Genomic DNA, 26,293 nt, shown 5'->3' on the forward strand with positions numbered 1-26,293 from the left:
TAGCATGTCATTATTATGTTTTATGAATATATGACAAGTATAATAGGTTTTATGTGAAATGAAAATATGTAATGTGAGAAAAGCATAGGAATGTCAAATTTGTTGGAATATGTCCAAGAAGAGAAGGAACGGGGCTATTTTATATAATTCAGCAGAAAAGCGACTTTGGTAAAAACAAAAAAGACGCCTGATTCAAGCGTCTCTTTTGTCTTTATAATGTTTGTCTTAATGAGAATTTTCCTTGTTCCCCTAACACACCATCTGCAATGTTGACAGCATGGTCACCGATACGTTCTAAATTACTTACCATATCGACAAAGATAATGCTCGCATCACCGGAGCAACTGCGCTCATTTAGGCGCATCACATGGCGTTTACGCAATACGCGTTCCATTTGATCAATTTTACGTTCTTTCGTAATGACTGTTTGAGCAAGTTCGGTGTCAAAGTTTGTTAAAGCATGGATCGCATCTTGTAATGTAGAAACTGTTAACTCTAGCATTTCATTTAGTTCTTCCATGGCTTCAGTAGATAGTGTAATTCGATTGGAAATTTGAGAGTCTACAAGCTCGATTAAATTTTCAACGTGATCTCCAATGCGTTCGATATCTCCGACAACAGATGATAATGCGGAATGTTTTTCAGAATCTATTGGCGAAAGAGGCTTTTCAGACAGCAATACTAAATAGTCGGTAATTTTTCGATCTAAATTATTAATCGCCCCTTCTAGTTGAGCTGCCATATCCGCGTGCTTCTTTTCTTTCGTATTTAAAAAGCAGCGCGCTTCTTTTAGTCCGTGTAATGCAAACTCTGCCATGCGAATCGTTTCTTTTTGTGCTTCTGTTAAAGCGATAGCAGGAGATTGTTCAATGAAAATAGGATTTAAGTGCTGCGGCTTACAGTCGATAGCAGCATCATCTCCACGAATGATTTTTGTTACAATCCAAGCTAAGACAGCGATGAATGGAAACTGAATTATTGTATTTGTCACGTTAAATGTTCCGTGTGCAAAGGCAATTGTCATTTCAGGATTTAAGTTTAATGATGTTTGGAAATATTGAATTAAACTTGTAAAAGGTATTAATAAGATTGTAAAGATAATGGTTCCAACGATATTAAAGATAACATGTACGAATGCCGCACGTCTCGCCGCGATAGAAGTACCAATTGCTGCTAAAACAGCGGTAATCGTCGTTCCGATATTATCACCAAATAATACAGGAAGTGCAGCTTTTAAATCAATTGCTCCTTGCCCGAATAACTCTTGCAAGATTCCAATTGTTGCACTTGAACTTTGTACAATTAAAGTAAATACAGTACCAACAATCACACCTAAAATAGGATTATTACTCATACTTACTGTTAGCTCCTGGAATGATTCTAAAGAACGGAGTGGTTTCATACCTGTACTCATTAATTCTAAACCGAAGAATAACATCCCAAATCCGAATACGACTTGTCCAAGAGATTGTACTTTTTTATTTTTAAAGAAGAATAGGAAGATTGCTCCGATTGCCATAATAGGAAGAGCATATTCTCCAATTTTAATTCCAATAATAAATGCTGTAACAGTTGTTCCAATATTTGCCCCCATAATGACGCCGATGGCTTGTCGTAACGTCATAAAGCCAGCACTTACAAGTCCAACTGTTAAAGCGGTTGTACCAGAACTAGATTGAATAAGCACAGTAACTAACATACCAGCTAGTACACCCATCAGTGGATTTGTTGTGAAGCGATCGAGAATATCACGGAGACGATCTCCAGCTGCTTGTTGCAGTCCATCTCCCATGTATTTAATTCCGAATAAGAAAATACCTAACCCCCCAATAAATTGGAAGAGCATATCTTGAATATTAAATTCCACGAATTCCACTCCTTATATTTCATGTACGGTGTAATTATTAACTAAACCTTGATTGACTGTAAACGGATTATCGTTAAAATTTACACTAAATTTACAAAGGAATAAAAAGTTTACATTTACTTAAAGAATCTTCTGGATTTAATTGGTTTTAAAAGTAAGTTTGTAAAAAACAATGATGAAGAAGCGTTATACATATTGTGAGGTCAATATACGAAAAATATGCAGATTATGAAGAGGATATGAATGAATAAGTAATATATAAATATATTGTTACTTTGGCAATAACGTAACAACAAAATTAAAATATCATCGTAATGAATAAGAAAAGCCGCTGAACCTCTGTTATCCAGCAGCTTTTTCGTGTCTTTTCCCTAATCGTCTTTCTTTTCTTACATTTGTTATGTAAATGAAAAGGAAGACGATTAGCAACACGGATGAGTAACGATATACAGTTGCATAGTCTGTAAAATGGGCAATAAATCCGAACAGAATTGCTCCAGCACCGATGCCAAGGTCAAATGCAGAGAAGAATGTTGCAGTAGCGACACCTCGTCTGTGCGGAGAAACCCGGTCAATCATCCATGCCTGCAAGGCAGGTTGAATGGCCCCAAATCCACTACCATAACAACTAGCAGCAATAATTAAATTTGGTATCGCTGTTGTATACGATAGAAGAATAATTCCTGCAAAAGTTAGTAAAACACCAGGAATGATTACAAATATATGTCCTTTTGCATCATATAACTTTCCAGAAAAGGGACGAGTTACAGCGATTGCAAGTGCGTTAAATAAGAAGAAAAGACTAATATCAGTAATTCCGACTTGTGCAGCAAATAATGTAATAAAGCTACCAATTCCTCCATACATAAGGGTAATACATAAAATTAATAATGAAGGAAGTAAAGCTTTTTTCTCAATAAAACCATCTAAAAATGTCTCGGGTTTTTGTAGAAGTGGCTTTGCCATTTCTTTCATTTTTAATAGTTTTGTTAAAATGAGAGAAACAACAGTACAAGATAGTGCACATAAAAAAAGAATAGTAAAGTTATAGTTTTGCATAATCCATAATCCGATGAGAGGACCAAGTGCCATTGCCATCGTTCCAGACAGACCAAAATATCCCATTCCTTCCCCGCGGCGAGCAGGTGGAATTAAGTCAGAGACAATCGTCCCATATGTAGTGGTTGTCATACCGAAACCAGCTCCGTGTAAAATCCGGACAGCTAGTAGAAGAAATACTGTTGAAGCAAACAAATAACTGCCCATAGCTAGCAAACAAATGGCAGTCCCAGTCATTAAAATAATTTTTTTATCAAACTTCTGCAATGCATTTCCTGTTAAGGGGCGAATAAAAAGTGCTGCAACGGTAAATATGCCGACAACAAAACCAATATTAGAACTTGAGCCACCAATTTCTTTTACGTAAACAGGAAGCGTTGGAATTAACATTTGAAAACCTAAGAACATACATAAATTAGCGAAAATTAGCGCGATAAATTCTTTTGTCCATAAGGATTCTCGCTCTATAAGTGCAGCTTCTCCCATATATTCATCTCCTATATTATAATTTTTCTCTGTTCCTTCGAGTATATGTATTGGCCAATGTAACAGTCAAGAAAGTTGAACTGAAGTAGAGGAATGATTTTTTATATAAAAAAGATTTACAAATTTGTGTAAAGACTACACAATTCTTTGAAAAAGAGTTAAAGTATAGATGTATAGTCTGCTAGTTGTTATGATTGACAGAAGTTTTTCGGAAAAGAAAATGGATTCAAAAATGTAGTAAATGGTTAGGGGATATAGTTATTCATCTACATTTATTTGTAAAGGTTTACAATTATGATGAAGAAAGAGGCGTATACTTTATGAGACAATTAGGTATTTCTATTTATCCAGAACATTCTACAGTAGAGAAAGATAAGGAATATTTAACATTAGCACATCAGTATGGATTTACACGAGTATTTACATGTTTATTATCCGTTGATGGAGACAAAGAAACAGTTATGAAAGAATTTAAGGAAACGATTTCTCATGCAAATGAATTAGGTTTTCAAGTACTCGTTGATATAAGTCCAGCAGTGTTTAAGCAGCTTGGTATTTCTTATGATGATTTATCGTTTTTCCATAAATTAGGTGCATATGGCATTCGGCTAGATGTTGGTTTTTCAGGATTAGAAGAATCTATTATGACATATAATCCATATGGGCTAAAAATCGAGATTAATATGAGCAATGGTACAAAATATGTTGATAATATTATGAGTCATCGTCCAAACAAAGAAAATTTAATTGGTTGTCATAATTTCTATCCACATCGCTATTCGGGTCTTTCTTATGATCACTTTATGAAATGTTCAAAACAGTTTAAAGAGTATGGAATGAGAACGGCAGCATTTGTTACATCTTTTGATGCAACATATGGTCCGTGGCCAGTAACGGAAGGGTTATGTACAATCGAACAACATCGTGAATTACCAATTACAACACAAGCGAAGCATTTATTTGCAACAGGGGTCATTGATGATGTCATTATTGCAAATGCATACGCATCAGAAGCTGAGCTAAAAGCACTTGGGGCAATCAATAAAGAAAAGCAAATATTTGATGTGGAAATTTATGATACAACAACAGAGTTAGAGAGAAAGATTATATTGGAAGAACCGCATTTCTATCGTGGGGACGTATCAGAATATATGATTCGCTCAACACAAAGCCGCGTGAAATATAAAAAAGAAGAATTTAAACCGCATCATACAAGAGCGATTAAACGAGGCGATATTTTAATCGATAATGAAGAGTACGGTCAGTATAAAGGGGAATTACAAATTGCCTTAAAAGATATGGTGAATACAGGAAAGACAAACGTAGTGGGCCGTATAGTGGAAGAAGAGATTTTCTTACTCGATTATTTACAAGCATGGGATAAATTTGGATTTACATGGAAGAAATGATCATACAAAAAATGGTAGAGAGCATCTTCTCTACCATTTTTTATTCATAACGTAAACACTCGATTGGATCAAGCTTTGCCTCTTTATTAGCTGGTAGTAAACCAAATAAAATCCCAATGAGCATAGAAAGTGCGACAGAAATAATTCCTAATTTTACGGAAACGACAAGTGGCCATCCAGCAAACATAGCAACGATCCAAGCGAAGAAAATACCGAGTAGGAATCCAATGAATCCGCCTAATGCTGTTAGAATGCAAGATTCAATAAGGAATTGCAGCAATATTTTTCCACGCGTTGCCCCAATTGCTTTTCGGATTCCAATTTCACGCGTTCGCTCTGTTACAGATACGAGCATAATATTCATAACACCAATGCCGCCAACAAGTAATGAAATGGCTGCAATACCACCGAATACACTTTTTAATATACCTGTAAAGTTATCAATTTCTTTTAAAGCTTCTTGCGGATCTTGTATTTTAAATTCTCCTGTATACTCAGGCTTTTTTGCATCATTTAATGATTTTATAACCGCATCTTGCACAGTTTGTTTATCTTGAGCTGGATCTATTTTTACTGTAATGCCATCATAATTATTTTTTCCAAATAGGATAGGCCAATTTTCAACAGAAATGATACCTTCTTTGAATTTCATGCCGCCCATCATAGATTCTTTAGAGTATACACCAACTACTTTATAAGGTGTACCTTTTATGTCTATATATAAGTTTGGTTTCCATGAAGAAAATAATTTATGAAATGCTTCTTTATTTAACATAATGGAATGTTCTGGTCGATCTAAATCAGAAGCGGTTAAAAACCTTCCATGTTCGAGATGGAATTTAGAGGAATCTTCAAAATAGTCACCTTTTGCCCCGATGATATCAAGATTTAATTCTTCTTTTCCTGCATATACTTTTTCTTTTCCACTTACATCCGGGTATACATCTTGAACTCCACTGATTTTTAATACATTGTCATACATGCTTGCTGATACTTTTCCATCCATATCTGAGTAATCTTCAGTCATATAGTTTACGGAGAATTGGTCTTTCTTTTCTTTTCCAATTTGCTCGCGGAACTTTTCATTTGTTCCGTCCCCGATTGAGATGATTGTAATGATGGCACTAACCCCAATGATAATCCCAAGCATTGTTAAAACGGAGCGCATTTTATGAGCGAAGATAGAGGAAAGGGCCATACGTATATTTTCATTTGTGTTCAATGTTAACCTCTCCAATCTTGAACGATATTTCCGTCACGAATTACAATTTGGCGCGCAGCTGCCTCTCCAATCTCTCTATCATGAGTAATCATAATAATGGTTGAACCTTGTTTGTTTAATTCGTAAAAGAGATCCATAATTTGTTTGCTCGTTTTTGTATCAAGCGCACCGGTCGGTTCATCAGCGAGGATGAACTTCGGATTATTTACAATGGCACGGGCAACGGCTACACGTTGTTTTTGCCCACCAGATAATTCATTTGGTAAATGTGTGGCACGTTCTGCTAACCCAACTTTTGTGAGAGCTACCAATGCGCGTTCTCGGCGTTCTTTTTTGTCTACTCCTGCGTAAATGAGCGGGAGTTCTACATTTTGTAGAGCACTGAGACGTGGGAGTAACATGAAGTTTTGGAATACAAATCCAATCTCCTTATTGCGAACATGAGCAAGCTCTGTTTCAGACATATTTGAGATGTTTTGACCGGCCAATAAATACGTACCTGTTGTTGGTTTATCTAAGCAGCCAATCACATTCATTAACGTTGACTTACCAGAACCAGACGGTCCCATAATGGAAGTAAACTCACCTTGGTTCAGTGTGATATCAATACCGTGCAAAACTTGAACGGATTCTGCACCATTTTGAAAAGATTTCGTGATGCCTTTTAATTCAATCATTGGGTGTTGACCTCCATGCCATCTTTTAAGTCTTTATCAGGTTTAGAAACGATTTGTTCTCCTTTTTTTACACCGGAAACTTTTGCTTCGCTATCTGTTTCGAATTCAACAGTGATTGGTTGTTCTTTTACCTTTCCATCTTTCATAACAAAGACAACGTTTTTATCCCCTTTTTTCACAATGCTACTTTTGGGGATAACAGTGCCAGTTGCTGCACCGGATGTATTTGTTACATATACATGGAATCCATTTTGCAAGTCTTCGCTATTATCTAATGTAACAATAAATTGGTAATTAGAAACGGTTTTGTTTTCATCCATGCTTTTGATCGGTGTTGAAGAGAGTTCTGTTACTTTTCCAGTCCATTTTTTTCCTGGTACTGTTTTGGAAGTAATGGTCACTTCTTGCCCGACTTTGACATGAGCTAATTCGAACTCTGACAGTTGTCCTTTTACTTTTAATGGACCAGTGTGACGAATTGTAATCCCGTTTAGACCTGTTTTTTCATCCGTATTTTTGGTAATCTCATCAATGAAACCATCTACAGGGCTTGTTACCGAAAGAGTAGTTAATTTTTCTTTGTTTGTTTTTATCATTTGTTCCGCTTTTTCGACTTCAAATTTTTTTATTTCAAGTTGTGATTCAAGCTGTTGTACTTCCGTTTCTGCCGCTTTTAGCATTTCTTGAGGTGCTCCAGCGTTTTTGTTTTTTTGTAATGTTTGTTTTGCTGTATCAATTTGTTTCTTTAATAATGTTACTTCTTTTTCAGCTAATTTCTTTTGCATTTCTGCCTCTGTAACACTTAATTTCATAGTAGGGTCATTGTACGTGAAAAGAAGTTGCCCTTTTTTCACTTCATCGCCTTTTTGGACAGCTAGTTCATAAGTTCCTTTTGATGGATCGAATGCAATTGTCTCCATCCCATTTGGAATGACTTCACCGCCGAATTTTTGTGTGTTTTCAATTTGCTTTTCGGTTACTTTATAACCACTATAGGCGATTGCTACATCAGAAGAGCCTCCAGTAAAAGCAAAATAGGAACCTGCTGCGATTCCAATTGCTACTACACTCGTAATGAATACCTTATTTTTCTTTTTCATTTATTTATCACCTTTTTGTTCGTTTTTATATCTATTTTCAGTATAGAAGAGAGGGAAAAAATGACAAATCGTTTTAGCTTACAATAACATTACAATTTTGTAAGGTTATTGTATGGCTACGAATGAGTCTGAGAAATGCGACTAAAGAAGGGAAGAAGATAAATTGATTGACGGACTTTTTCTTTCTTACAATAATATTAGGTGGAAGAGAATATCATAAGTAGCAATCGGCGTCTTTTTAGCTTTCATAAAATAGAGTTTATATGTTTGAGGAATAATCTGTATATAGAGATAAAAGGAAGGAGAGGGGGATGGAAACATATTTTCGAGGAGCGCCACGAACTCTATGGGCTCCATATTCAACACAACATGTGATTGTTCGATATACGATTGCTTTTTAATCCTGCTATTTTAGGGCAGTAAGACTCCCGCCTCAAGATTCAGAAAGAAGCAAGGAAGATAGGTGGGAGTAGCCCGATTGGTGAGAGTTCATAATTAGTGGGGGATGAAGAAAACCCCCACTAATTAAAGTTTCACTTTATTTCGTAGAAAGTTCACTTTCCATTTGTGTTTGCGGAATGAAATAACCAACAATTCCACCAAGGATTGCTGGGATGAGCCAACCGACTCCTAATTTATAAAAAGGAATTGTACTGACAATTGACGTAATAGCCGCTGGAACCATTCCGATATTATCAAGAGCGTTAATACAGCTAATGAAAAACGCTGCCGTCATTGCTCCGATATAAACAGATGGTTTTCGTTTTGTATATTTATCAATAAATGATACGAAAATCAAAATAATTGTAATTGGATATAAAATAATTAATACAGGTAATGTAATTTTAATAAGCAAACTTAGGCCTAAATTTGAAACAACAAAGCTAAAGATGCAAACAGATAGAACAAGTTGTTTGTAAGAAACGTTTGTTAATACGTTTGTAAAATAGTTAGCAAATGCACTTACGACACCGATTGCTGTTGTTAAACAAGCGAATATAATAGCGATGCTTAGTAAAATATTCCCGCTTGTCCCAAATAAGTGATACATAACAGTAGCTAACAATTGACCACCATTTTCAAACTGGCCAAGATTTCCGTGTGATGCCCCAATATAGCCAAGTAAGAAATAAACAATAGTTAAAAAGAATGCTGCAATGCTTCCGCAAATAATGGTGTACTTCGCAATCGATGTTTTTTCGTTAACGCCATTTTGGCGAATGGCATTTACAACAATTGTTGATAACACAAGAGCTCCGATTGCATCGAGTGTTAAAAATCCTTCAAGAAATCCTTTGAAAAATGGCATTTCCTTATAGTCGCCGATAGGTGCTACAAAAGAGCCGGGTGTAAGAATGGCTTTTATTGCCATAATTGCAATGATTCCAAGTAAAACAGGCGTTAATATTTTTCCAATATGATCAACTAGCTTAGATGGATTTAATGATAAAAAGTAGACGATCGTAAAGAAAATAAAACTAAAAACAAGCATAGAATACCATTGAGATTGAAAAATGGGTGCAATCCCAATTTCATAAGAAACAGAACTTGTTCTTGGAATTACAAATAGCGGGCCGATTGAAAGATAAATAATAATAGCTAATATTGCTGCGAATTTTGGATGAACACGGCTCGCTAAATTTTTAAAACTGCCGCCTGCAAGAGCAACAGCAACAATTGCCAATAATGATAACCCTACATCTGTAATAATAAATCCTGAAATAGACACCCACATATTCTGTCCAGAAGAAAGTCCGAGCAGAGGTGGGAAAATCATATTGCCAGCGCCAAAGAAAACTGCAAATAGCAATAAGCTAATGGAGAAAATTTGCGATGGCTTTAACGTATTACGCATATATAGAAAATCCTCCTAAGATTTTTGTCGAAAATTCAAATAATTTGTCGAGCAACTGTTATTATTTTAAAGGTCTGATGACTAGAAAGCAATAGGAAATTTTTAAAAAAATAAAAATTAATACGTTAAACTGAATAATTATACTGTTTCTGAGGAGGTTGTTTTTTCAGTAAATAAAAAATACACATACCAGTAGGGTATGTGTTGAAATCAGTTAAAAATAAATCTTTCGATCACGTTCTTCTTTTAGAATTTCTACAGCTTCACGGAAGCGTTGTGAATGGACGATTTCACGTTCTCGTAAAAAGCGTAAGCTATCATTTATATCCGGGTCATCTGATAAGTTAATGAGCCATTGATATGTTGCTCTTGCTTTTTCTTCAGCTGCAATGTCTTCATATAAATCTGCGATTGGATCCCCTTTAGCCTGAATATAAGTTGCGGTAAAAGGCACACCAGCTGCATTATGATAATGTAAAGCGCTATCATGATCTGCGTAATGTGGATCAAGGCCAGCAGCTTTCATTTGCTCAGGCGATGCGTCTTTTGTTAGTTTATAAACCATTGTAGCAATCATTTCAAGGTGAGCAAATTCTTCTGTACCGATATCTGTCAGTAATCCAATTACTTTATCGGGAATTGTATAGCGCTGATTCAAATAGCGAAGCGCAGCAGCTAATTCGCCATCAGCACCACCATATTGCTCAATTAATAATTTGGCAAGTGCAGGATTACAAGTACTTACTTTTACAGGGTATTGTAATTTTTTCTCATAAATCCACATACTCTCTCTCCTTTATATTTGCCATGGCCAAGGACCTTTGCTCCATTCCCACGGAGCATTCGAGTAACTATTTCCAAATTGCTGAAGAGGGCCATATTTCTTTTCTATTTTTTGTTGTTGCAAGCGTCTTTGGTAAGACAAATCATTAAATTGTTCAATCGCTGCAACATCATTTGGATGTGTATCTAAATACAATGTTAGTTCAACGAGAGCAAAATCCAGTGCTTGTAGTTCTTCAAGCCACTCATAATATTCTTTTGGTAATGATTCAGCCACGATTATGCTCACCGCCCTTTTCCATATGGATTTTCGTAATAATCATAAAAAACAGGCCATAAAGTTCCTTTTTTTAAAGCTTCTTGTGGGGAAAACTGTGGTAAATTGGGTGGCTGAAATCCCAAATATAGATTAGGAGGAGTAGAGTAATATTTCTTTCCAATAGGAGGACAAGGGTCTTGAGGGCTATGATAGGGAACATAAGATTTCATATATTTGTTCATGATAGAACCTCCTTCTATAAAACTAAAAAACTCATCATTACATAATGTATTCAGACATAATCCCCTTTTATGACACATATAGAAAAAAGGAAAGCGTACAGGAGGGAGAGAGCGGTGGAGGAAATTATGAATGCTGTTTTATTAGAAGTAAGAAATTTAAAAGATACATTATATTTTTATGAAGGAATTTTAGGTCTAAAGCCTAGTTCAGAAAGACCACAATTAGATGTTACGGGTGTATGGTATGATGTTGGTTCGACGAGAATTTGTATTATGATGAACCAAAACCGAACGCATGGGATAAATGCAGAGCGGATTACGTCTAAAGAGATACGGATTGTTATTTCTGATATAGAAAAGGTGAAGAAAAAGCTAGCTTTTTATCAAATATCGTTTTCTGAAAAACATAATCCGAATGGAACGGGCATTATCGTTTATGATCCTGATCAACATGAACTATACATTGAATCAAAAATAAGTTAGTTTTCATGTGAACATTTTTTCGCTAAGAGTGTGTGAAATATAGTGTGGGAGGGGAAGGAAATATGGATCGAACTTATGAAGAAAGCGCATTATTTGAACATAAATTTTGGTTAAGGGTGCTTGGAGATCATGCTCAATTTCTTTTAGATGCGTTAGCTCCAAAAGAAAAGGGAGACATTGATAAGGCGAGGCATTTTGTTTCGAAGTTTGAAAAGTATTTAAGTCGAATTCATACTGTAAACTTAGTTGCATTTGCCAAAGAGGCGAAACAAGCAGCTGAGGAAATGAGAACATTTAAGTTAAGTATTGTGCAGAAGCAGTTGGAAGGAAAAGTCACAATTCATTTTACTCCTACTTTTATTAATCATATGGTAAATGAAGTCGAAGAGTATATAACGGTATTAGAATATTTAATAAAAGGTGAGGTACCACCTATTTTTCACGAATTACATTATCACCTTGTTTGGTTAACAGATGCGGCTGGCCATGCGGGATCGATTGCCGGGGAACTTGATTTGGTGGAGAAACGTTTGAAGGAAAAAAGCGAGGAATATGCGAAGCATTTTGAACAATTTTATTTAAAAGCTGTTGAAATGACAGGGTATTTACGTACAGAACTTCATCATTTTCCAGCCTTGAAAAAATTCACGAAAGATGTCTCGTTAGAGCTCAATCTTTTCTCGCATTTTCTTCATGAGCTAGAAGAATTAGAGTTATCCGAGCAAATACTCAGCTCGCTATCCGCAAGAATGGCAGATCATATGGCAAGAGAAGAATGTTATTATTTATTGAAATTAGCCCAATCATCTGGTTTAGAGATGCCAAAATGTAATCCGCTTTAAGGATGCCTAGAAAAGCCACTTTATCGCGTGGCTTTTTATTTATGTTTTTATTATTTAAGGGAATGCTAAACAGGCATAAAAGGAGAGGTTGTATCAAATATTTGAAGGGATTTTTATAACATTTTCGATATAAAGGGGAGGAACTCTCGTCTTATTATTCTTTAGACCTTTGTCGTATTTGATAAAGGTTTTTTTATACAAAAAAGGAGGTCGTATCGATGAAAAAAATGATGAACAGATTCCGATTTATCTTTCATTTTCGCCGTTTTGGTCCATTTCTATATGAATTTTTCACTTCAAAAGACGTTGCTCTTTCCAAGAAAGTATTAACCGTCGCTCTTCTAATTGGATATGCAGCCTTTCCGTTTGATATCATCCCGGATTTTCTACTTGGATTTGGTATATTAGATGACATTGCTGTTGTGGCTTTTATTTTACAGTTTATTGTAAAAATGGCACCGCCACATTTACAAGAGAAATACAATATTAAGAAAGAGTAGAGGGGGATGCATGGACAGTTTCCTATGGAAGATTCGTTTGGAAAATAGATGAATGATACAAGCAAATGGATGAAGAGGGCATACATATATAGGGAATGTGGTAAGAGAGAGGAGATAGAGAAACTATGGCTTGTAATTGTTCTGTAACCGCTTTAACTTGTTGTCCAGATGAAAGCAACAATTTTGTACAAGATAAAGTCTGTAATCCTTGGTCTAGTTCGGAAGCTAGTACGTTTACGGTCTATGGAAATAATATTAACCAAAATATCGTAGGGACTGGTTATCTAACATATGACGTTGGGCCTGGAGTGAGTCCTGCAAATGCGATTACGGTGAATGTATTGGATTCGGGTGGAGGAATTATTCAAACGTTTACAGTGACAGAAGGAATGAGCGTTGCTTTTACGTTCCGTCGCTTTGATGTGATTCAAATTGTAACGCCGGCTACGCCAGTAGGCACGTATCAAGGAGAGTTCTGTATTACAACGCGCTATGTCATGTCATAAAGGGGGATTTGAAATGGAAAATTATAGTGCGAACCTTTCGTGTTGTGCAAATTCGCAAAAAAATATTGTACAAGATAAAGTGTGTATAAATTGGACTGCATCCGCGGCACCTGCAATTATTTATGCCGATAATATTGCACAAGATATTTATGCATCAGGGTATTTGAAAGTAGATACCGGAACAGGTCCTGTTACGCTCGTTTTCTATAGTGGTGGTATAGGCGGAACGGCTGTAGAAACGATTACGGTGGCTACTGGAAGCGGTGCATCCTTTACAGTTAGACGTTTTGATACTGTGACAATTTTGGGAACAGCATCCGCGGAAACTGGCGAGTTTTGTATGACAATCCGATATACTTTAATTTAGCGAAATATAAAAAAATCGTGTGAACAAAGAAGCTGTTCACACGATTTTTTTATAAAATGTGGGACGCACTTACATACAATCACTTTTGAATTTACAGTATGTAATTTGACAACAATAGCGGCCTTCTATATAGACAGAAGGATCACTTGGTATATTGATAAGAGAAACAGACTGTAATCCTGAACCGGTATATGAAACAGTATTGCCTGGCAAGGCGGTTAACGTATTTGTCGTTTCACCTACAATTTGTACAGTAATCGCGGTTGTACTGTTTCGATTATTGTATACAGAAATACTACCTGATAATGACGACAGTCCATCTCCTTTCCAAAGTTCGAAAGTGGAGTCTGATTGTTTTAATTGATTTGTTTCAGGAAGAAACGTGTCATTTGTAATTAGGAAATTCCCTACAAATTCATTTGTAACGAATTCAGCGTTTGATATAGGAGGGGGGGGAGGACATGGGACTTCACATATAATAGATAAAGGAGCAAAACAGCCTATTTTTTTATGCTTTTGCATCGACATTCCCTCCTTATATGATTCGTTCTTACTATTATTAAATGTTGGACTATACTTGTCTTATTAATAAAGATTCATAAATCCGTCGTCTTTTTGAAAAGAAGACAGTGATGTGTAACTTCATATAGAAATGACACTCTATTTACAGTATTGTAATAGCCTTCATAAACAGTTCGATTTAGATTAATATGCTTTCGTTACAATAATCCTTGTATTGGATAAACCAAACGAGGAGGAGTTAGGTAGGGTAGAAAATTGCATGAAAGCTAAGAAATTTAATCAGCGTATTCGCACTTATATCATTTCCATAGAATCCTTCGATTCAAGCAGAGGAGACAAAGCTTATATTTCCAGTTGTAAGTGATGTGCATATCAAAAATAGTGGTGCAGATGATATATTTCGCTGGAAGCGAGCGATTGAGCAGTTGAATATGCTTGTGCTGAAGCAAGATATATTTGTTATTGTGGGAGACTGTACAGATACAGGTTCAGGAGGGTAATATGATCGTTTTATGCAGATGATGGGCTTCTTTTTTGCTATACTAAAAGTAGAAGAAGCTTGAATAAGGGAGCGAATGACTTTGGAAGAGAAAAAACTAAAAAAAATTCTTGAATATGTATGGATCGCTGTTGTGCTCCTTGTTGGATATTATTTTTTGAAAGATAAAAGCATATGGATTTTATTTGTAATGACATTTTTATTGGCTGGGTTAGGAACGTTATTCATTAACTTTTTCTTTGACAGTGTAGCAGTATGGAAAAAGAAGAAAGACAAAAAATAATCGAATAGAAAGATATGAGAAATCGCTCGCTTTATGGCATAGTGAGCGATTTTTTTATAGTGAAAGTTTAAGTTTGTTTTGTTTGTCAGGAGATATAGTCCTATAACAAGCCAGAAGGTAAAGCTAATCCACGTTATTGCGGAAGGTTACTCATTCAATATACGCAATAGCAATGATCGGGAATATTGGGACAAAAGGAGTCCGGAATCTTCTTTTGAAATTTGGATGTGTTTTAATAAAGGAATCTTTCCTCTTTGATTAACGCGGCTCAATATATTAGAAACACGAACTTGTCCAGACATAACGACTAAAATAATAGCATTTCTGTAGTAATTCAGAGTATTTAATGAAATAAAAATGCAACAAATAAAATGGCATTAGTAAGGAGAGACTATCGTTAGGAATAGACGTATTCTATAAAGTAGGAGAAGATGCTATGCTGTTTTACTTTGAACTAGTTGTTATTTTACTTTGTACAAAACTAGCTGGTGACATTAGTGTGAGACTTGGTCAGCCATCTGTATTAGGAAAATTAATTGTTGGTATTATTATTGGTCCGGCAGTTTTAGGGATTATTGATAGTTCAGAACTCATTGATGAGCTAAGTGAAATTGGTGTGTTACTTCTTATGTTTATGGCAGGGCTAGAAACAGACTTAGAAGAACTAAATCGTAATTTAAAATCATCATTTGCAGTTGCAATCGGCGGTATTATTCTTCCTTTTCTCGGTGGTTATTTAGCAGGAATTGCGTTTGGGATGATGCAGTCACATGCCATTTTCTTAGGATTATTACTTTGTGCAACTTCCGTCAGTATTTCTGTTCAAACATTGCGTGATTTAGGGAAAATGAATACGAGGGAGAGCACAACCATTCTCGGAGCTGCCGTCTTTGATGATGTCATTGTTGTAATTTTATTAGCTTTTGTTATGAGTTTTTTAGGGACACAGGATGTGAATGTTACGCTTATGATTGCTAAAAAAGTCATCTTTTTTAGCAGTATTGTTGTAATTGGGTGGAAAGTCGTTCCGTGGATTATGCGCATGTTAGTGCCGCTTCGCGTATCAGAAGCATTAATTAGTGCAGCACTTATTATTTGTTTTTCCTTTGCTTATTATAGTGAACAAATGGGGGTTGCCGGGATTATCGGAGCTTTTGCAGCCGGAATTGCCATATCGCAAACGACATATAAGCATGAAGTAGAACATAAAATTGAACCGATTGCCTATGCTATTTTTGTACCAGTCTTTTTTGTTAGTATCGGAATGGAAATTACATTTCAAGGGATTGGAAACCAAATTTGGTTTATCGTTTTGATGACGATAATCGCAATCTTGACAAAATTAGTTGGATCAGGACTAGGAGCAAGATTAACAGGATTTAATTTGAAATCGTCGATTGGTATTGGAGCTGGTATGGTGTCACGCGGAGAAGTAGCACTTATTATCGCGGCAAATGGATTAACCGCAAATTTATTAGCAAAAGAGAATTTTACCTCAATCGTCATTGTTGTTATATTAACGACGATTATTACACCGCCATTGTTAAAGAAATATTTTGTATAAAAGGAAGGGCCTGTACTACTGGACGGGCTCTTTTTACATTTTTAGTAGCAGTGATTTGATGAAATTTGTCGATTGGTCGATATCTCATGTCGAACCGCCGATATATTTGAAAAATCGCTGATATATAATGAGTAGGATGGAACGAAAGGGGGTGATTAAGCTACAATAAAAATAAGAGTAAGGAATGGAGGATATTTGGTGAAGGCGTCAACACTATTATTTAAAATTAAAAATGATATGGATCAATTCTCACCCGCTGAAAAAAAGGTCGCGCAGTATATTATGGAACATGCTGAGATTGTTCCAAATTTAACGACGAAAGAAGTGTCTCATAATGCGGGAGCTAGTGAAGCAAGTGTCGTGCGCTTTTGTAAAACGATTGGTATTGGCAGCTTTAAAGCATTTAAACTAGCGCTTGTTCGTGAATTAACAATTGCCGATTATAATATTAATGATTTTTCCGTGCTAAATACAGAAGATGGTCCGTTTGATTTGTTTAATAAAGTGACATATGTGAATAAGGCTGCCATTGAGGCAAGTGTGACAGCAATTGATAAAAGAGAGTTAGAAAAAGCAGCAGATGCTATTTTAAAGGCGAGAACGATATTATTTTACGGAGTTGGCGGATCTGCTGCACCAGCAATGGATGGAGCATATAAATTTACAAGACTTGGGTTTACAGCAATGATGCTTTCTGATTTCCACATGATGCTTCCGCTTATTACGAATTTAAAGACAGGCGATGTCTTTGTTGCTATTTCAACATCGGGGCGTACAAAGGATGTATTAGAGGTGGTGCAGTATGCGAAGAAGCAAGGGGTAACTGTTATTGCCATTACGAAACTTGACCAATTATCGCCATTATATAAAGAAGCTGATATTCATCTTTGCATCCCAGATGTAGAGCAAGATTACCGCATTGCAAGTATTGCATCGCGAATGACACAATTAAATATCATTGATGCATTATATGTCATTACATTTAATCGGATGGGCGACCAAGTGTTGGATCGCTTTATGGAAACAAGAGCGGAAGCAGATCGGTTAAGAAAGTTAAAGTGAAACTGTACATATAGTGCTTGCTGGATTTCTTTACGAGCAGCAAAATTCTCCTCGCGAAATCTTACATAATTGTCATCTTTACGTAAGGTTTTTAAATGGTTTCATGATTATTCTTATGAAATAATAAAGACATAAGAAATCATTCTATTTTTTGAGGTGAAAGAAATGAACGGAAATCATATATTAGCTTCTTTAAGTTACTTTAGTATCTTTTTTGCACCATTTCTTCTTCCAATCATTATTTATTTTGTTGCAGAAGAAGAAGTGAAATATCATGCAAAGAAAGCTTTATGGACACATTTCATTCCGTATGTAGTTGTATTCATAGGTTTTGTAATGTCTAGTGTATTTGGACTAAGTTCAGCGAATAATGGTGCAGTTGGTATTGCTGTTATCGCTACATTTGTAATTGCGGGTATCGTAAGTATTTACTATTTCATTTGGAATATTGTAAAAGGGATTCAAGTGTTGAAATCAATTTAAATGAATGAAGAGCCTGTTCTTTTGAACGGGCTCTTTTTTATATTAGAAAGACACAATTTCGTCATGAATGAAAATGAAATTTCATAAAATGAATGGTGAATATTGATTTTAAATTTCTTAGTTATATAATAAAAGTGTGAAATAAAATTTCAAGGAGGGCGAAAGAATGTTAGAGCGTTTATCGACAGAATATCGGAATAAAAACACGATGAATTTAGATGAAATGAGTATAAAAGAGGTTTTAGAGGCGATGAATCAAGAAGATCGTAAAGTCGCGATAGCAGTACACAAGGAGATGGAACAAATTGAAAAAATCGTTCGAAATGTAATTTCATCTTTTCAAAATGGTGGACGCTTAATTTATATCGGTGCTGGGACAAGTGGCAGATTAGGTATTTTAGATGCTGTTGAATGTCCTCCTACATTTGGTACAGATGAGAGACAAGTACAAGGATTTATAGCCGGAGGAATGAAAGCGTTTACTAAGGCGGTGGAAGGTGCAGAGGATTGCGAGGAATTGGCGATAGAAGATTTAAAAGGGATTCAGCTAAATGATAAAGATACAGTGATCGGAATTGCGGCGAGTGGTCGCACACCATATGTCATTGGTGGATTAAAATATGCAAATTATGTTGGGGCAAAGACAGCGAGTATTTCTTGTAATAAAGGGGCTGAAATGAGTCAGTTAGCACAAGTGAGTGTAGAAGTAGAAACGGGTGCTGAAGTGCTAACTGGATCGACACGATTAAAAGCGGGCACGGCTCAAAAGTTAGTACTCAATATGATTTCAACGGCTTCGATGATTGGTATAGGAAAGGTATATAAAAACTTAATGGTCGATGTTCAATCAACCAATCAAAAATTAGTAGAACGTTCTAAACGAATTATTATGGAAGCAACAGAGGTAGATTACAAGGAGGCAGAGGCGTATTACGAAAAGGCAAATCGGAATGTGAAAGCAGCAATCGTTATGATATTACTACAGTGTGAATATGGGGAAGCACTTGAAAAATTAAAAGATGCAAAAGGATTTGTGAAGAAGGCGCTATAGAAATGGAGAGGAGAGATTCTACCATGAAGAAAGAACAGCGGATGGCAAATGACATTACAGAGCAACTTGGGGGAATACAAAATGTACGCAGCATTGCACATTGTATGACGAGATTACGTCTTACACTTCATGACGAAAGTAAAGTGAATATGGATCAATTGAAAAAAGTTGACGGTGTAATGGGCGTTATTGAAGATGAAACATTACAAGTTGTAGTTGGACCGGGAACTGTCAATAAAGTAGCGGCTGAAATGGAAGCGTTGACAGGGCTGCGAATGGGGGAAGTGGCTCATGATAACCATCTAGAAGACATTGGACAAGAAATGAAATCCGCCATTAAGAAGAAAAATAATACACCAGTGAAAAACTTTTTGCGAAAAGTAGGAAGTATCTTTATTCCGTTAATTCCTGGTCTTGTTGCTTCAGGAATTATAAATGGGGTTGCGAATTTTGCTAAAAATGCAGGGGCAGATCCGAATGCGACGTGGCTGCAAATCTTGCTTTTAATGGGTGGCGGTATTTTTACATTTTTAGGGATTTTAGTGGGGTGGAATACAGCGAAAGAATTTGGTGGTACACCAGTTCTCGGCGCAATCGCGGGTATTTTAATTTTCAACCCGGCTATGGCGGATGTGAAAGTATTTGGTGAAGCGTTAGTACCGGGGCGCGGTGGTTTATTTGCAGTAATCTTTGCAGCATGGCTCATGGTTATTGTGGAAAGACAAGTTCGAAAAGCGGTTCCAAATGCTGTTGATATTATAGTGACGCCGCTTATTACAGTATTAGTTGTCAGTTTAGTAACGATGCTAGCTATTCAGCCAGTTGCGGGATTATTATCCGATGGAATTACAAGTGGAATAAATGCAATTTTAAATATTGGAGGAGTTATTGCAGGTGCGGTGCTTGCAGGAACATTCTTGCCCCTCGTTATGGTTGGACTACATCACGGACTTACACCGATTCACATGGAATTTATTAACCAAACACATGTAACGCCACTGCTACCAGTTTTGGCAATGGCAGGAGCTGGGCAAGTAGGGGCAGCGATTGCGATTTTCGTGAAAACAAAAAATAAACGCCTTCGTAATGTCATTAAAGGGGGACTGCCAGTTGGATTTTTAGGAATTGGCGAACCGTTATTATACGGGGTGACATTACCGCTTGGGAAACCATTTATTACAGCTTGTTTAGGTGCGGCTGTTGGCGGTGCTTTTCAAGCAGTTATGAAAACGGCTTCACTTGGAATCGGCGTATCAGGGATATCGTTAATTCCGCTCATTGCCGATAATAAATATTTACTCTATTTCCTTGGCTTAGTAATCGCTTATATTTTCGGCTTTATTTTTACGTATTTCTTCGGATTTAAAGAAGAAATGGCAGAAAATATATAGGGGCTATCCTCTTTTTTTCCAGGGGAACTTGAACTGTACCCTATAAAATGGACAGTTTCATAAAAAGACCTTTAAAAATCAAGCACTTAAAAGATGGTTCTGGTATTGTACCGGAGCCATTTTTTTAAGTGTTCACGATTCGGGGTACAGTTCAAAACGAAAGATTCATAAAAAACTGAAAGAAGACGATTTACCTCGCCTTCAAAAATACGAATCTCATTAGGAAACGTTTGGTAAGCGCAATAGCTTCTCGAAAACAAATCCAGATGCCACGTTTATGCGCATGAAAGAAGATCATATGAACAATGGTCAATTGAAAGCAGGATATCATGTACAAGTAGGAACGGAAAATCAGTTTATTATCGGATATTCACTTCATCAAAATCCAACAGATACGCGTTGTTTCGCACCATATTTGGAGAAATTGGCACAATCAAATTTGCCTTTCCCGACAAGGAGCGTCGCTGATACGGGATATGGAAGTGAAACGAATTATGTATATGCGGAGGAGCAAGAATTTAAAGTATTGATTCCCCCACCTATGATGAGAAAAGAAGAATCCCCTTCATATAAAAAGGAGATTCGCCACGCAAGTAACTGGGAATATAAAGAACACGACGACTATTATATTTGTCCAAATAACCGAAAAGTAATGTTTAAACAGTATTTACAACGTACCGATTCCTACAGTTATACAAGAGATTTTAAAATATATGAATGTGAAGAGTGTTCGAAGCATTCAAAGAGAAATGTACAAAAGCGAAGGGAAATCGCCAAGTACACTACAACCCAGTGTATGAAGAATGAAACGCGAAAGCAAAACGAAGCCTTTGGTCTGACGAAGGAGCACAAATCTACGCCAAGCGAAAGATAGAAGCAGAAAGTACGTTCGGTCATATCAAGGGCAATCGGTCGTTCCGTCGATTCTCGTTACGAGGATTGGCAAAAGTAACGATTGAGTTTGGGTTGATTGCCATAGCCCACAACTTCCTCAAACAGGTGGAAAAAACCGCTCGTTTGAGAAAGAAAATCGAAAAAATAACAAAACCCACGGAGAAAATACATTTTCTCCGTGGGTTTTAGTCATTTAAAGGAGCTTTTGGGACAGTTCCTTTTCTCATATCTATTCCTACTCATAAAAAATGTAACAGAACAAATACTGGTCATTAACATATATTGAGCTATATCCATAGTAGTTAGATATTCGTAAGAAGTGGGATATCCCAAATATAAAAAAATACTAATCAATCCTGATCCTAAAAAAATATATATTATAACAGAAAATATAAAGTTATATTTATTTAATAAAATAATATACCTGAACAGTAGTTCACCTAAAATACAACCAAATAAAACCATTGGGGCTCCCAAAATACATGCAGCTAATGTTGCTTGGATTGTATTAACATAGACATCAATAAATATATTGTATTTAGATTTCCCCTCCAACAGCACGTAATTATACTGTTGGATTATATTTATAATGATTAGCAAGCTTAATACTGAATATGCATAGGATACCAAGAATTTCTTCAATCAAGTGCACCTCATCTCTATTTCAATATAGCTATCAAAAGTAATTAAAAATATAACATTATTAGTAAAAACTCAGCGCTCTCCAGCAACTGAGTTTTTACTATATCTTAGTATGATCTTAATTAACTGTATTCCTTGGAAATACTGCTAAAAATTCTACTGTAGATACACCTGGAAATAGAGCCCAAAATTCTAATACTGGATGCAATGTAGCTGTATGAAGAGTTACTACATTATCAAACCGAGGCTTAGCTCCTGAGTATAGCGCATTATAAAATTCATGGTTTGGTGCTCTATCATGGAAACCTGATGTTGCTCCACTACCATTTCTATTAAGAGTTACAGCTGCAAGCGCATCTATATCTGGCGCTCCTTTAACTAATGGATTTGAAGATGCAACTCTCATTATAAAATTAGCTTGTGTAGGCGTTGCAGATATAACTTTATAAGTTAAATCAGTATTAGCATTTGCTTTACCTTTTCTAGATACATTATTATTATCGACTCCGTGAGTCCAACCAGTTTCCTTATTAGAACTGAATTCTGCAGGGGTGCCTACCCAAGCTCCACCTGGTTTCATTTTCCAAGTAACTTTAACATCTAACCTCGTTCGGAATTGATCTGAGAAGAAACTAAATCTTCTTCTTGTGTCACCTTCAAAATATTTGTAACCAGATCCGAGTGGTCCTTCCACTTGAGCCATTGGAATAAATGTTTGATATCTAAATAAATATCCAAAATCAAAAGTATCAGCCGCCATATATTTTGATGGAGATTGAGCTGATTTCTGCATTGCACTCCATCCTGGTTTATCTACATATGTAGAAATTTCCTTTTCTTCGCATCCTAATTCATTTTTTTGATGTTCTGTAAGATTAATATCAGATGCTTTTAGAGAATTTACTTTTTCTTCAATCTTTTCTGCAGGAACACTCTTAAAACCTTTAATATCATAATAATTTCTATACGGATCATCTTTTGAAGATATATTATCTGCCTTATTTACAGCAGCTTTTTGAACAACTGACCTTTGGGATTCTATAAATTCATTTTTATTAGTTGTTGTAACATACTGACCATTTTTATAAACTTGATAAGTATTCCCATCAGTTGGTACATTTCCCCACGTTACTTTTACCATTCCGCCAGATTCAACCGTATTTATATAAGCATCTGTCATTGGATAAAGTATTTTACTATCATTTTCATTTGCAGCTGCCATACTGACATTAGCTTTTTCTGGGCTTAAAAATGCTTTTCGAACTTGTTGCTTGTCCTCTTTTGTTTTTAACGTGACAGCATTAATTTTACTTTCATTTAAGATATTTCCCTGATTATCATACGAAATTAATTTTAACGCATACGAATTAGAAGATTCCAAATCTGAAACAGTAAACTTTGTATCAGAACCATTCCAAATTTCTTCCCATTGATTATTATCATTGAATTTTTGCAACTTATAATTAGCTACAATGTTCCTTTTGTTCCAAGACAATTGGATAGAGTCTGAAGAACTCACTACATCCACATTTTCTCCATTGGTATTTAATTGTTTTTCATTACTACTTAGTTCTGTTTTAGAAATAGATGCACGCTGAACATTTGAATTAATCTTCTTACATACTTTCTCTCCAATAAGATTAATCCATTTATCACCTTCCCATGTCGCTATCTTTAACCAGCCATTAGGAATCTCTTCTAAAACCTTGACGGTCTGTGGCCCATATGGAATTCCACCATTTGCAAAATCAGAAGAATACGAAGGTTCATTATATGCGTAATATAGATTTTGTGGTATATACATTTTAGCACCATTCAATGCAACCCATTTAGGACCTTCCCAAGTTACTACCTTCCACCAGCCATCTTGACGTTTTTCCATTACAGCAAGGAATTTTTGTGGCCCAAATTGATTGCCCCCATTCCCTTTAGCTGATGTAAAAGAAGGTTCGTTATAAACATAAAAGTTATGATCAACTACTCTTGTCTCTGTAACATCTGGATACATCCATTTGTCGCCTTCCCAAGTTTGGACTTTTAACCAACCTGCAGTATTTCCATCAACTACTCTAATAGTAGTAGGATTATACGGTTTTTCCATATTTCCTTTTTGAGATGCAAACGATGGTTCGTAGAACACTAAAAATGGCTTATCAAAAGCTTTAAGTTCTCCGTCTGGATTAATCCACTTATCACCTTCATAAGTAACTACTTTCCACCAACCATTCGCTCGCTTCTCTTTAACACCTAAAGCTATTTGTGGTCCAAATTGATTGCCTCCATTAGACTTTTGAGAATTAAACGATGGCTCATTATATGCATAGAACCATTTGTTTAAAGGCTGTTTAACTACTGTTTCTTCTGCAAAAGAAATGTTGTTAAATGAAGGAATAACTAAAAATAATAACATGAAAATTGAAAAATACTTCTTCAATACCTTTTTCCTCCTTCAGAAAAATATTATATAAAATAGAAATACATATTATATAATGTCATATTTTAGTAGGGGTTTCAATAAAATACAAGCAGACTTCTTATTTACTTAACATAAATTAGCGCTATACTTTATTGGTAGAGGAGGAACCTGGGGTTAAGTAATTAATAGTATTAGCTAGGTTAAAAAAAGTACTTGTAGGAGCATAGCCATCAAGTTAACAAAAACACTCCAGATGCTTTCAGCATCTGGAATGTTTTTGTTAGATATAGAATACAAGTTTCTATATTTGGACATACTCAAATAAGACTTCAACATATTTATTTTTTAAGCGATGTGTTGAAGTGAATTTGTATATTCTTGAGTGATGCCAAGAATATCAAATGGTGAATATTTGGTATACCGATGCGCCTTCCTACCATTTTTCGACAGGTCTTCGAATAATCTGATAAGAATGGGAATTATGTCTCGACAGGATGTGAACAGCACATCGAGTATACTTGGAAAATAAATATATAATATATGTTGCCTTATATTCACTGATTTCTTTATGTTTCCTCTCCCATATGAGTCTCCGCATTTTATAAGTTATACTTGCGATAAGACATAACGCAATCAACTGTCCATACGAATGGCACTGGAATCGTTCGAGTTTTATCTTTTTAACCGCATGAATACCTAAAATAGATTTCCATGTTTTAAACAAAATTTCAATTTGCCACCTAAGGGAATAGAATTGATAAATCTCATGTGCTTTCATATCTGTTTCTTTTATATTTGTAATAAATAAGTTGATTCCACTTGCGTATGTAGGCATTCGTCTTTTTTCTTTTTTGTGCCGTTCTAATCGCTTCGTATGTTCAGACTTTGTTAATTTATAGATGATCAAACGTGTTACTTGTTTTTGATGAAATCCAATATATACGCAAGGCAACTCGATATGTTCTCCCTCTTTTAATTGTTTTGAAGTGGCTTCTATATCAATCAGTTCCCACATGTCCTCTGTTTTTCTATATACTTGTGTATTCCAACGGATACGCGAAATATAAGAAGCTCGCTTTTCCTCCATTTTCTTAAAATCATCAATATAAAAATACCCCAAATCTCTGACACATAAATCTCCTGGTTCTAATGCATCTGTTCGAGTTTGTCCGTATGCATTATCATTACTAACTGCATGATTCACATCCATTTGAAGAAAGTTTCCAGATAATAAAGCATACTCCAGTTGAATTTTGACTCCAGCTTCTGATCCACCACCACCAAAACCTTTATATATATGAGCGTAGTGCTTGGGAAGTTGAAACATGGTAGAATCTAAGATTCGAATTTGTTTAAAATTCCCTACTATCAATGGAGTTGGACAAATATTCTGATGGAATAGCCTTGCAAAAATTCGTTTAAAAATTTGAACGGTATGAGGGATAAAACGTTGATTCAGTCCTTCAGAAGATAGGGAAACGCCTGTTGATTCATTTAATTTGGTACAAAGACTAGCTAATGATTCTGTACCAATTGTTTTACTTAGAAAAACGCATAAAGAAACGATATCCTGTGCTTTACATTTCCTTGCACGTTGAATCATTCCTGTTTTTCGTGCAAGTGATTCTAAAAAGGAAAGTGAAAATGTACCTTTTAGTTCTGGTTCTAATAATTGAAGTTCTTCCGTAAGATTCATTGAAGACATAAAAACAGCCATCCTTTCATGGATACTCCATGAAAGGATGGCTGTTTTTGTTGAAAATTATACATACGTAACCTTAACTTGATGGCTATGACTTGTAGGAGTGCTTTTTTTAGAAGAAAATATA

At 35.7% G+C, this 26,293-nt stretch carries 26 protein-coding genes and 2 pseudogenes; 15 read left to right on the plus strand and 13 right to left on the minus strand.

The annotated features are described in order from the left end of the window. Window positions 1-211: 211 nt before the first annotated feature. Together BCER98_RS03720 and BCER98_RS03725 are read right to left on the minus strand one after the other, a co-directional pair. Complete coding sequence (locus tag BCER98_RS03720; protein ID WP_011983752.1) at window positions 212-1,867, minus strand: Na/Pi cotransporter family protein; 1,656 nt, start codon at window positions 1,865-1,867, stop codon at window positions 212-214. 342 nt (window positions 1,868-2,209) lie between these two features. Continuing rightward, window positions 2,210-3,412, minus strand: coding sequence for an MFS transporter (locus tag BCER98_RS03725; protein ID WP_011983753.1), 1,203 nt, complete (start codon window positions 3,410-3,412; stop codon window positions 2,210-2,212). A 320-nt stretch (window positions 3,413-3,732) separates the two neighbouring features. Between BCER98_RS03725 and BCER98_RS03730 the strand changes: the two genes are divergently transcribed. Continuing rightward, window positions 3,733-4,821: a DUF871 domain-containing protein gene (locus tag BCER98_RS03730; protein WP_011983754.1), complete on the plus strand. Its 1,089-nt coding sequence runs from the start codon at window positions 3,733-3,735 to the stop codon at window positions 4,819-4,821. 40 nt (window positions 4,822-4,861) lie between these two features. Here the strand turns inward: BCER98_RS03730 and BCER98_RS03735 are convergent, their stop codons facing one another. From BCER98_RS03735 to BCER98_RS03765, 7 genes are all read right to left on the minus strand, one after another. After that, on the minus strand, window positions 4,862-6,019 hold the full coding sequence (locus tag BCER98_RS03735) for an ABC transporter permease (protein ID WP_407919000.1): 1,158 nt from the start codon (window positions 6,017-6,019) through the stop codon (window positions 4,862-4,864). A 26-nt stretch (window positions 6,020-6,045) separates the two neighbouring features. After that, window positions 6,046-6,720 (minus strand): ABC transporter ATP-binding protein, encoded by a 675-nt coding sequence (locus BCER98_RS03740; RefSeq protein WP_011983756.1) that lies wholly within the window; start codon window positions 6,718-6,720, stop codon window positions 6,046-6,048. After that, window positions 6,717-7,820, minus strand: coding sequence for an efflux RND transporter periplasmic adaptor subunit (locus BCER98_RS03745; RefSeq protein ID WP_011983757.1), 1,104 nt, complete (start codon window positions 7,818-7,820; stop codon window positions 6,717-6,719). The genes BCER98_RS03740 and BCER98_RS03745 overlap by 4 nt, the downstream gene beginning before the upstream one ends. 538 nt (window positions 7,821-8,358) lie before the next feature. Continuing rightward, window positions 8,359-9,675 (minus strand): branched-chain amino acid transport system II carrier protein BrnQ2, encoded by a 1,317-nt coding sequence (brnQ2, locus tag BCER98_RS03750; RefSeq protein ID WP_011983758.1) that lies wholly within the window; start codon window positions 9,673-9,675, stop codon window positions 8,359-8,361. Between the two features lie 214 nt (window positions 9,676-9,889). After that, a complete protein-coding gene (cotJC, locus tag BCER98_RS03755) occupies window positions 9,890-10,459 on the minus strand; it encodes a spore coat protein CotJC (protein ID WP_011983759.1) in 570 nt (189 codons plus the stop codon). Between the two features lie 12 nt (window positions 10,460-10,471). Then, entirely contained in the window at window positions 10,472-10,735 is a 264-nt protein-coding gene (locus BCER98_RS03760; protein WP_011983760.1) for a spore coat protein CotJB, read from the minus strand. An 8-nt stretch (window positions 10,736-10,743) separates the two neighbouring features. After that, a complete protein-coding gene (locus BCER98_RS03765; RefSeq protein ID WP_011983761.1) occupies window positions 10,744-10,959 on the minus strand; it encodes a spore coat associated protein CotJA in 216 nt (71 codons plus the stop codon). A gap of 114 nt (window positions 10,960-11,073) precedes the next feature. Here BCER98_RS03765 and BCER98_RS03770 point away from each other — a divergent pair, with 114 nt between their 5' ends. The 5 genes from BCER98_RS03770 to BCER98_RS03790 all read left to right on the plus strand — a co-directional run bounded on the left by BCER98_RS03770 (window position 11,074) and on the right by BCER98_RS03790 (window position 13,657). Further along, entirely contained in the window at window positions 11,074-11,442 is a 369-nt protein-coding gene (locus BCER98_RS03770; protein ID WP_041809463.1) for a VOC family protein, read from the plus strand. Window positions 11,443-11,504: 62 nt separating this feature from the next. Continuing rightward, window positions 11,505-12,284 carry a DUF2935 domain-containing protein gene (locus tag BCER98_RS03775; RefSeq protein ID WP_011983763.1) on the plus strand — a complete coding sequence of 260 codons (780 nt, stop codon included), beginning with the start codon at window positions 11,505-11,507 and terminating at the stop codon, window positions 12,282-12,284. Between the two features lie 218 nt (window positions 12,285-12,502). Further along, the gene (locus BCER98_RS03780) at window positions 12,503-12,784 is read left to right on the plus strand and encodes a YkvA family protein (protein WP_011983764.1); all 282 of its coding nucleotides are present in this window, start codon (window positions 12,503-12,505) and stop codon (window positions 12,782-12,784) included. A gap of 125 nt (window positions 12,785-12,909) precedes the next feature. Continuing rightward, window positions 12,910-13,290 (plus strand): DUF3992 domain-containing protein, encoded by a 381-nt coding sequence (locus BCER98_RS03785; RefSeq protein ID WP_011983765.1) that lies wholly within the window; start codon window positions 12,910-12,912, stop codon window positions 13,288-13,290. Between the two features lie 13 nt (window positions 13,291-13,303). Next, window positions 13,304-13,657, plus strand: coding sequence for a DUF3992 domain-containing protein (locus BCER98_RS03790; RefSeq protein ID WP_011983766.1), 354 nt, complete (start codon window positions 13,304-13,306; stop codon window positions 13,655-13,657). A gap of 69 nt (window positions 13,658-13,726) precedes the next feature. On the opposite strand, the gene BCER98_RS03795 is transcribed toward BCER98_RS03790, so the two are convergent. After that, window positions 13,727-14,179 (minus strand): S-Ena type endospore appendage, encoded by a 453-nt coding sequence (locus tag BCER98_RS03795; RefSeq protein ID WP_011983767.1) that lies wholly within the window; start codon window positions 14,177-14,179, stop codon window positions 13,727-13,729. Window positions 14,180-14,457: 278 nt separating this feature from the next. Between BCER98_RS03795 and BCER98_RS21605 the strand changes: the two are divergent. After that, window positions 14,458-14,676 (plus strand): annotated as a pseudogene (locus tag BCER98_RS21605) (hypothetical protein); the annotation flags it as partial. 84 nt (window positions 14,677-14,760) lie between these two features. Further along, a complete protein-coding gene (locus BCER98_RS03800) occupies window positions 14,761-14,961 on the plus strand; it encodes a hypothetical protein (protein WP_041809466.1) in 201 nt (66 codons plus the stop codon). 71 nt (window positions 14,962-15,032) lie between these two features. Here the strand turns inward: BCER98_RS03800 and BCER98_RS23580 are convergent. Continuing rightward, window positions 15,033-15,195: pseudogene (locus BCER98_RS23580) on the minus strand (amino acid permease C-terminal domain-containing protein); the annotation flags it as partial. Window positions 15,196-15,397: 202 nt separating this feature from the next. Between BCER98_RS23580 and BCER98_RS03805 the strand changes: the two are divergent. The 7 genes from BCER98_RS03805 (at window position 15,398) to BCER98_RS20585 (ending at window position 21,595) form a co-directional block, all read left to right on the plus strand. Then, window positions 15,398-16,525, plus strand: coding sequence for a cation:proton antiporter (locus BCER98_RS03805; protein ID WP_011983770.1), 1,128 nt, complete (start codon window positions 15,398-15,400; stop codon window positions 16,523-16,525). A gap of 198 nt (window positions 16,526-16,723) precedes the next feature. Continuing rightward, window positions 16,724-17,587: a MurR/RpiR family transcriptional regulator gene (locus BCER98_RS03810; RefSeq protein ID WP_011983771.1), complete on the plus strand. Its 864-nt coding sequence runs from the start codon at window positions 16,724-16,726 to the stop codon at window positions 17,585-17,587. Window positions 17,588-17,752: 165 nt separating this feature from the next. Continuing rightward, window positions 17,753-18,070, plus strand: a complete 318-nt coding sequence (locus BCER98_RS03815; RefSeq protein ID WP_011983772.1) for a DUF4870 domain-containing protein — start codon at window positions 17,753-17,755, stop codon at window positions 18,068-18,070. 166 nt (window positions 18,071-18,236) lie between these two features. Beyond that, window positions 18,237-19,121, plus strand: coding sequence for an N-acetylmuramic acid 6-phosphate etherase (murQ, locus tag BCER98_RS03820; RefSeq protein WP_011983773.1), 885 nt, complete (start codon window positions 18,237-18,239; stop codon window positions 19,119-19,121). Window positions 19,122-19,144: 23 nt separating this feature from the next. Then, complete coding sequence (locus tag BCER98_RS03825; protein WP_011983774.1) at window positions 19,145-20,512, plus strand: PTS transporter subunit EIIC; 1,368 nt, start codon at window positions 19,145-19,147, stop codon at window positions 20,510-20,512. Between the two features lie 277 nt (window positions 20,513-20,789). After that, window positions 20,790-21,386: a transposase gene (locus BCER98_RS21610; protein ID WP_011983775.1), complete on the plus strand. Its 597-nt coding sequence runs from the start codon at window positions 20,790-20,792 to the stop codon at window positions 21,384-21,386. Next, entirely contained in the window at window positions 21,383-21,595 is a 213-nt protein-coding gene (locus tag BCER98_RS20585) for a transposase (RefSeq protein ID WP_237701329.1), read from the plus strand. The genes BCER98_RS21610 and BCER98_RS20585 overlap by 4 nt, the downstream gene beginning before the upstream one ends. Window positions 21,596-22,166: 571 nt before the next feature. On the opposite strand, the gene BCER98_RS03840 is transcribed toward BCER98_RS20585, so the two are convergent. Both BCER98_RS03840 and BCER98_RS03845 read right to left on the minus strand, forming a co-directional pair. Then, window positions 22,167-24,482, minus strand: a complete 2,316-nt coding sequence (locus BCER98_RS03840; protein WP_011983776.1) for a DUF3238 domain-containing protein — start codon at window positions 24,480-24,482, stop codon at window positions 22,167-22,169. A 415-nt stretch (window positions 24,483-24,897) separates the two neighbouring features. Further along, window positions 24,898-26,169 (minus strand): IS4-like element ISBce12 family transposase, encoded by a 1,272-nt coding sequence (locus BCER98_RS03845; RefSeq protein WP_011983777.1) that lies wholly within the window; start codon window positions 26,167-26,169, stop codon window positions 24,898-24,900. Window positions 26,170-26,293 lie beyond the last annotated feature (124 nt).

This window comes from Bacillus cytotoxicus NVH 391-98 (assembly GCF_000017425.1).
Taxonomy (GTDB): Bacteria; Bacillota; Bacilli; order Bacillales; family Bacillaceae_G; genus Bacillus_A; species Bacillus_A cytotoxicus.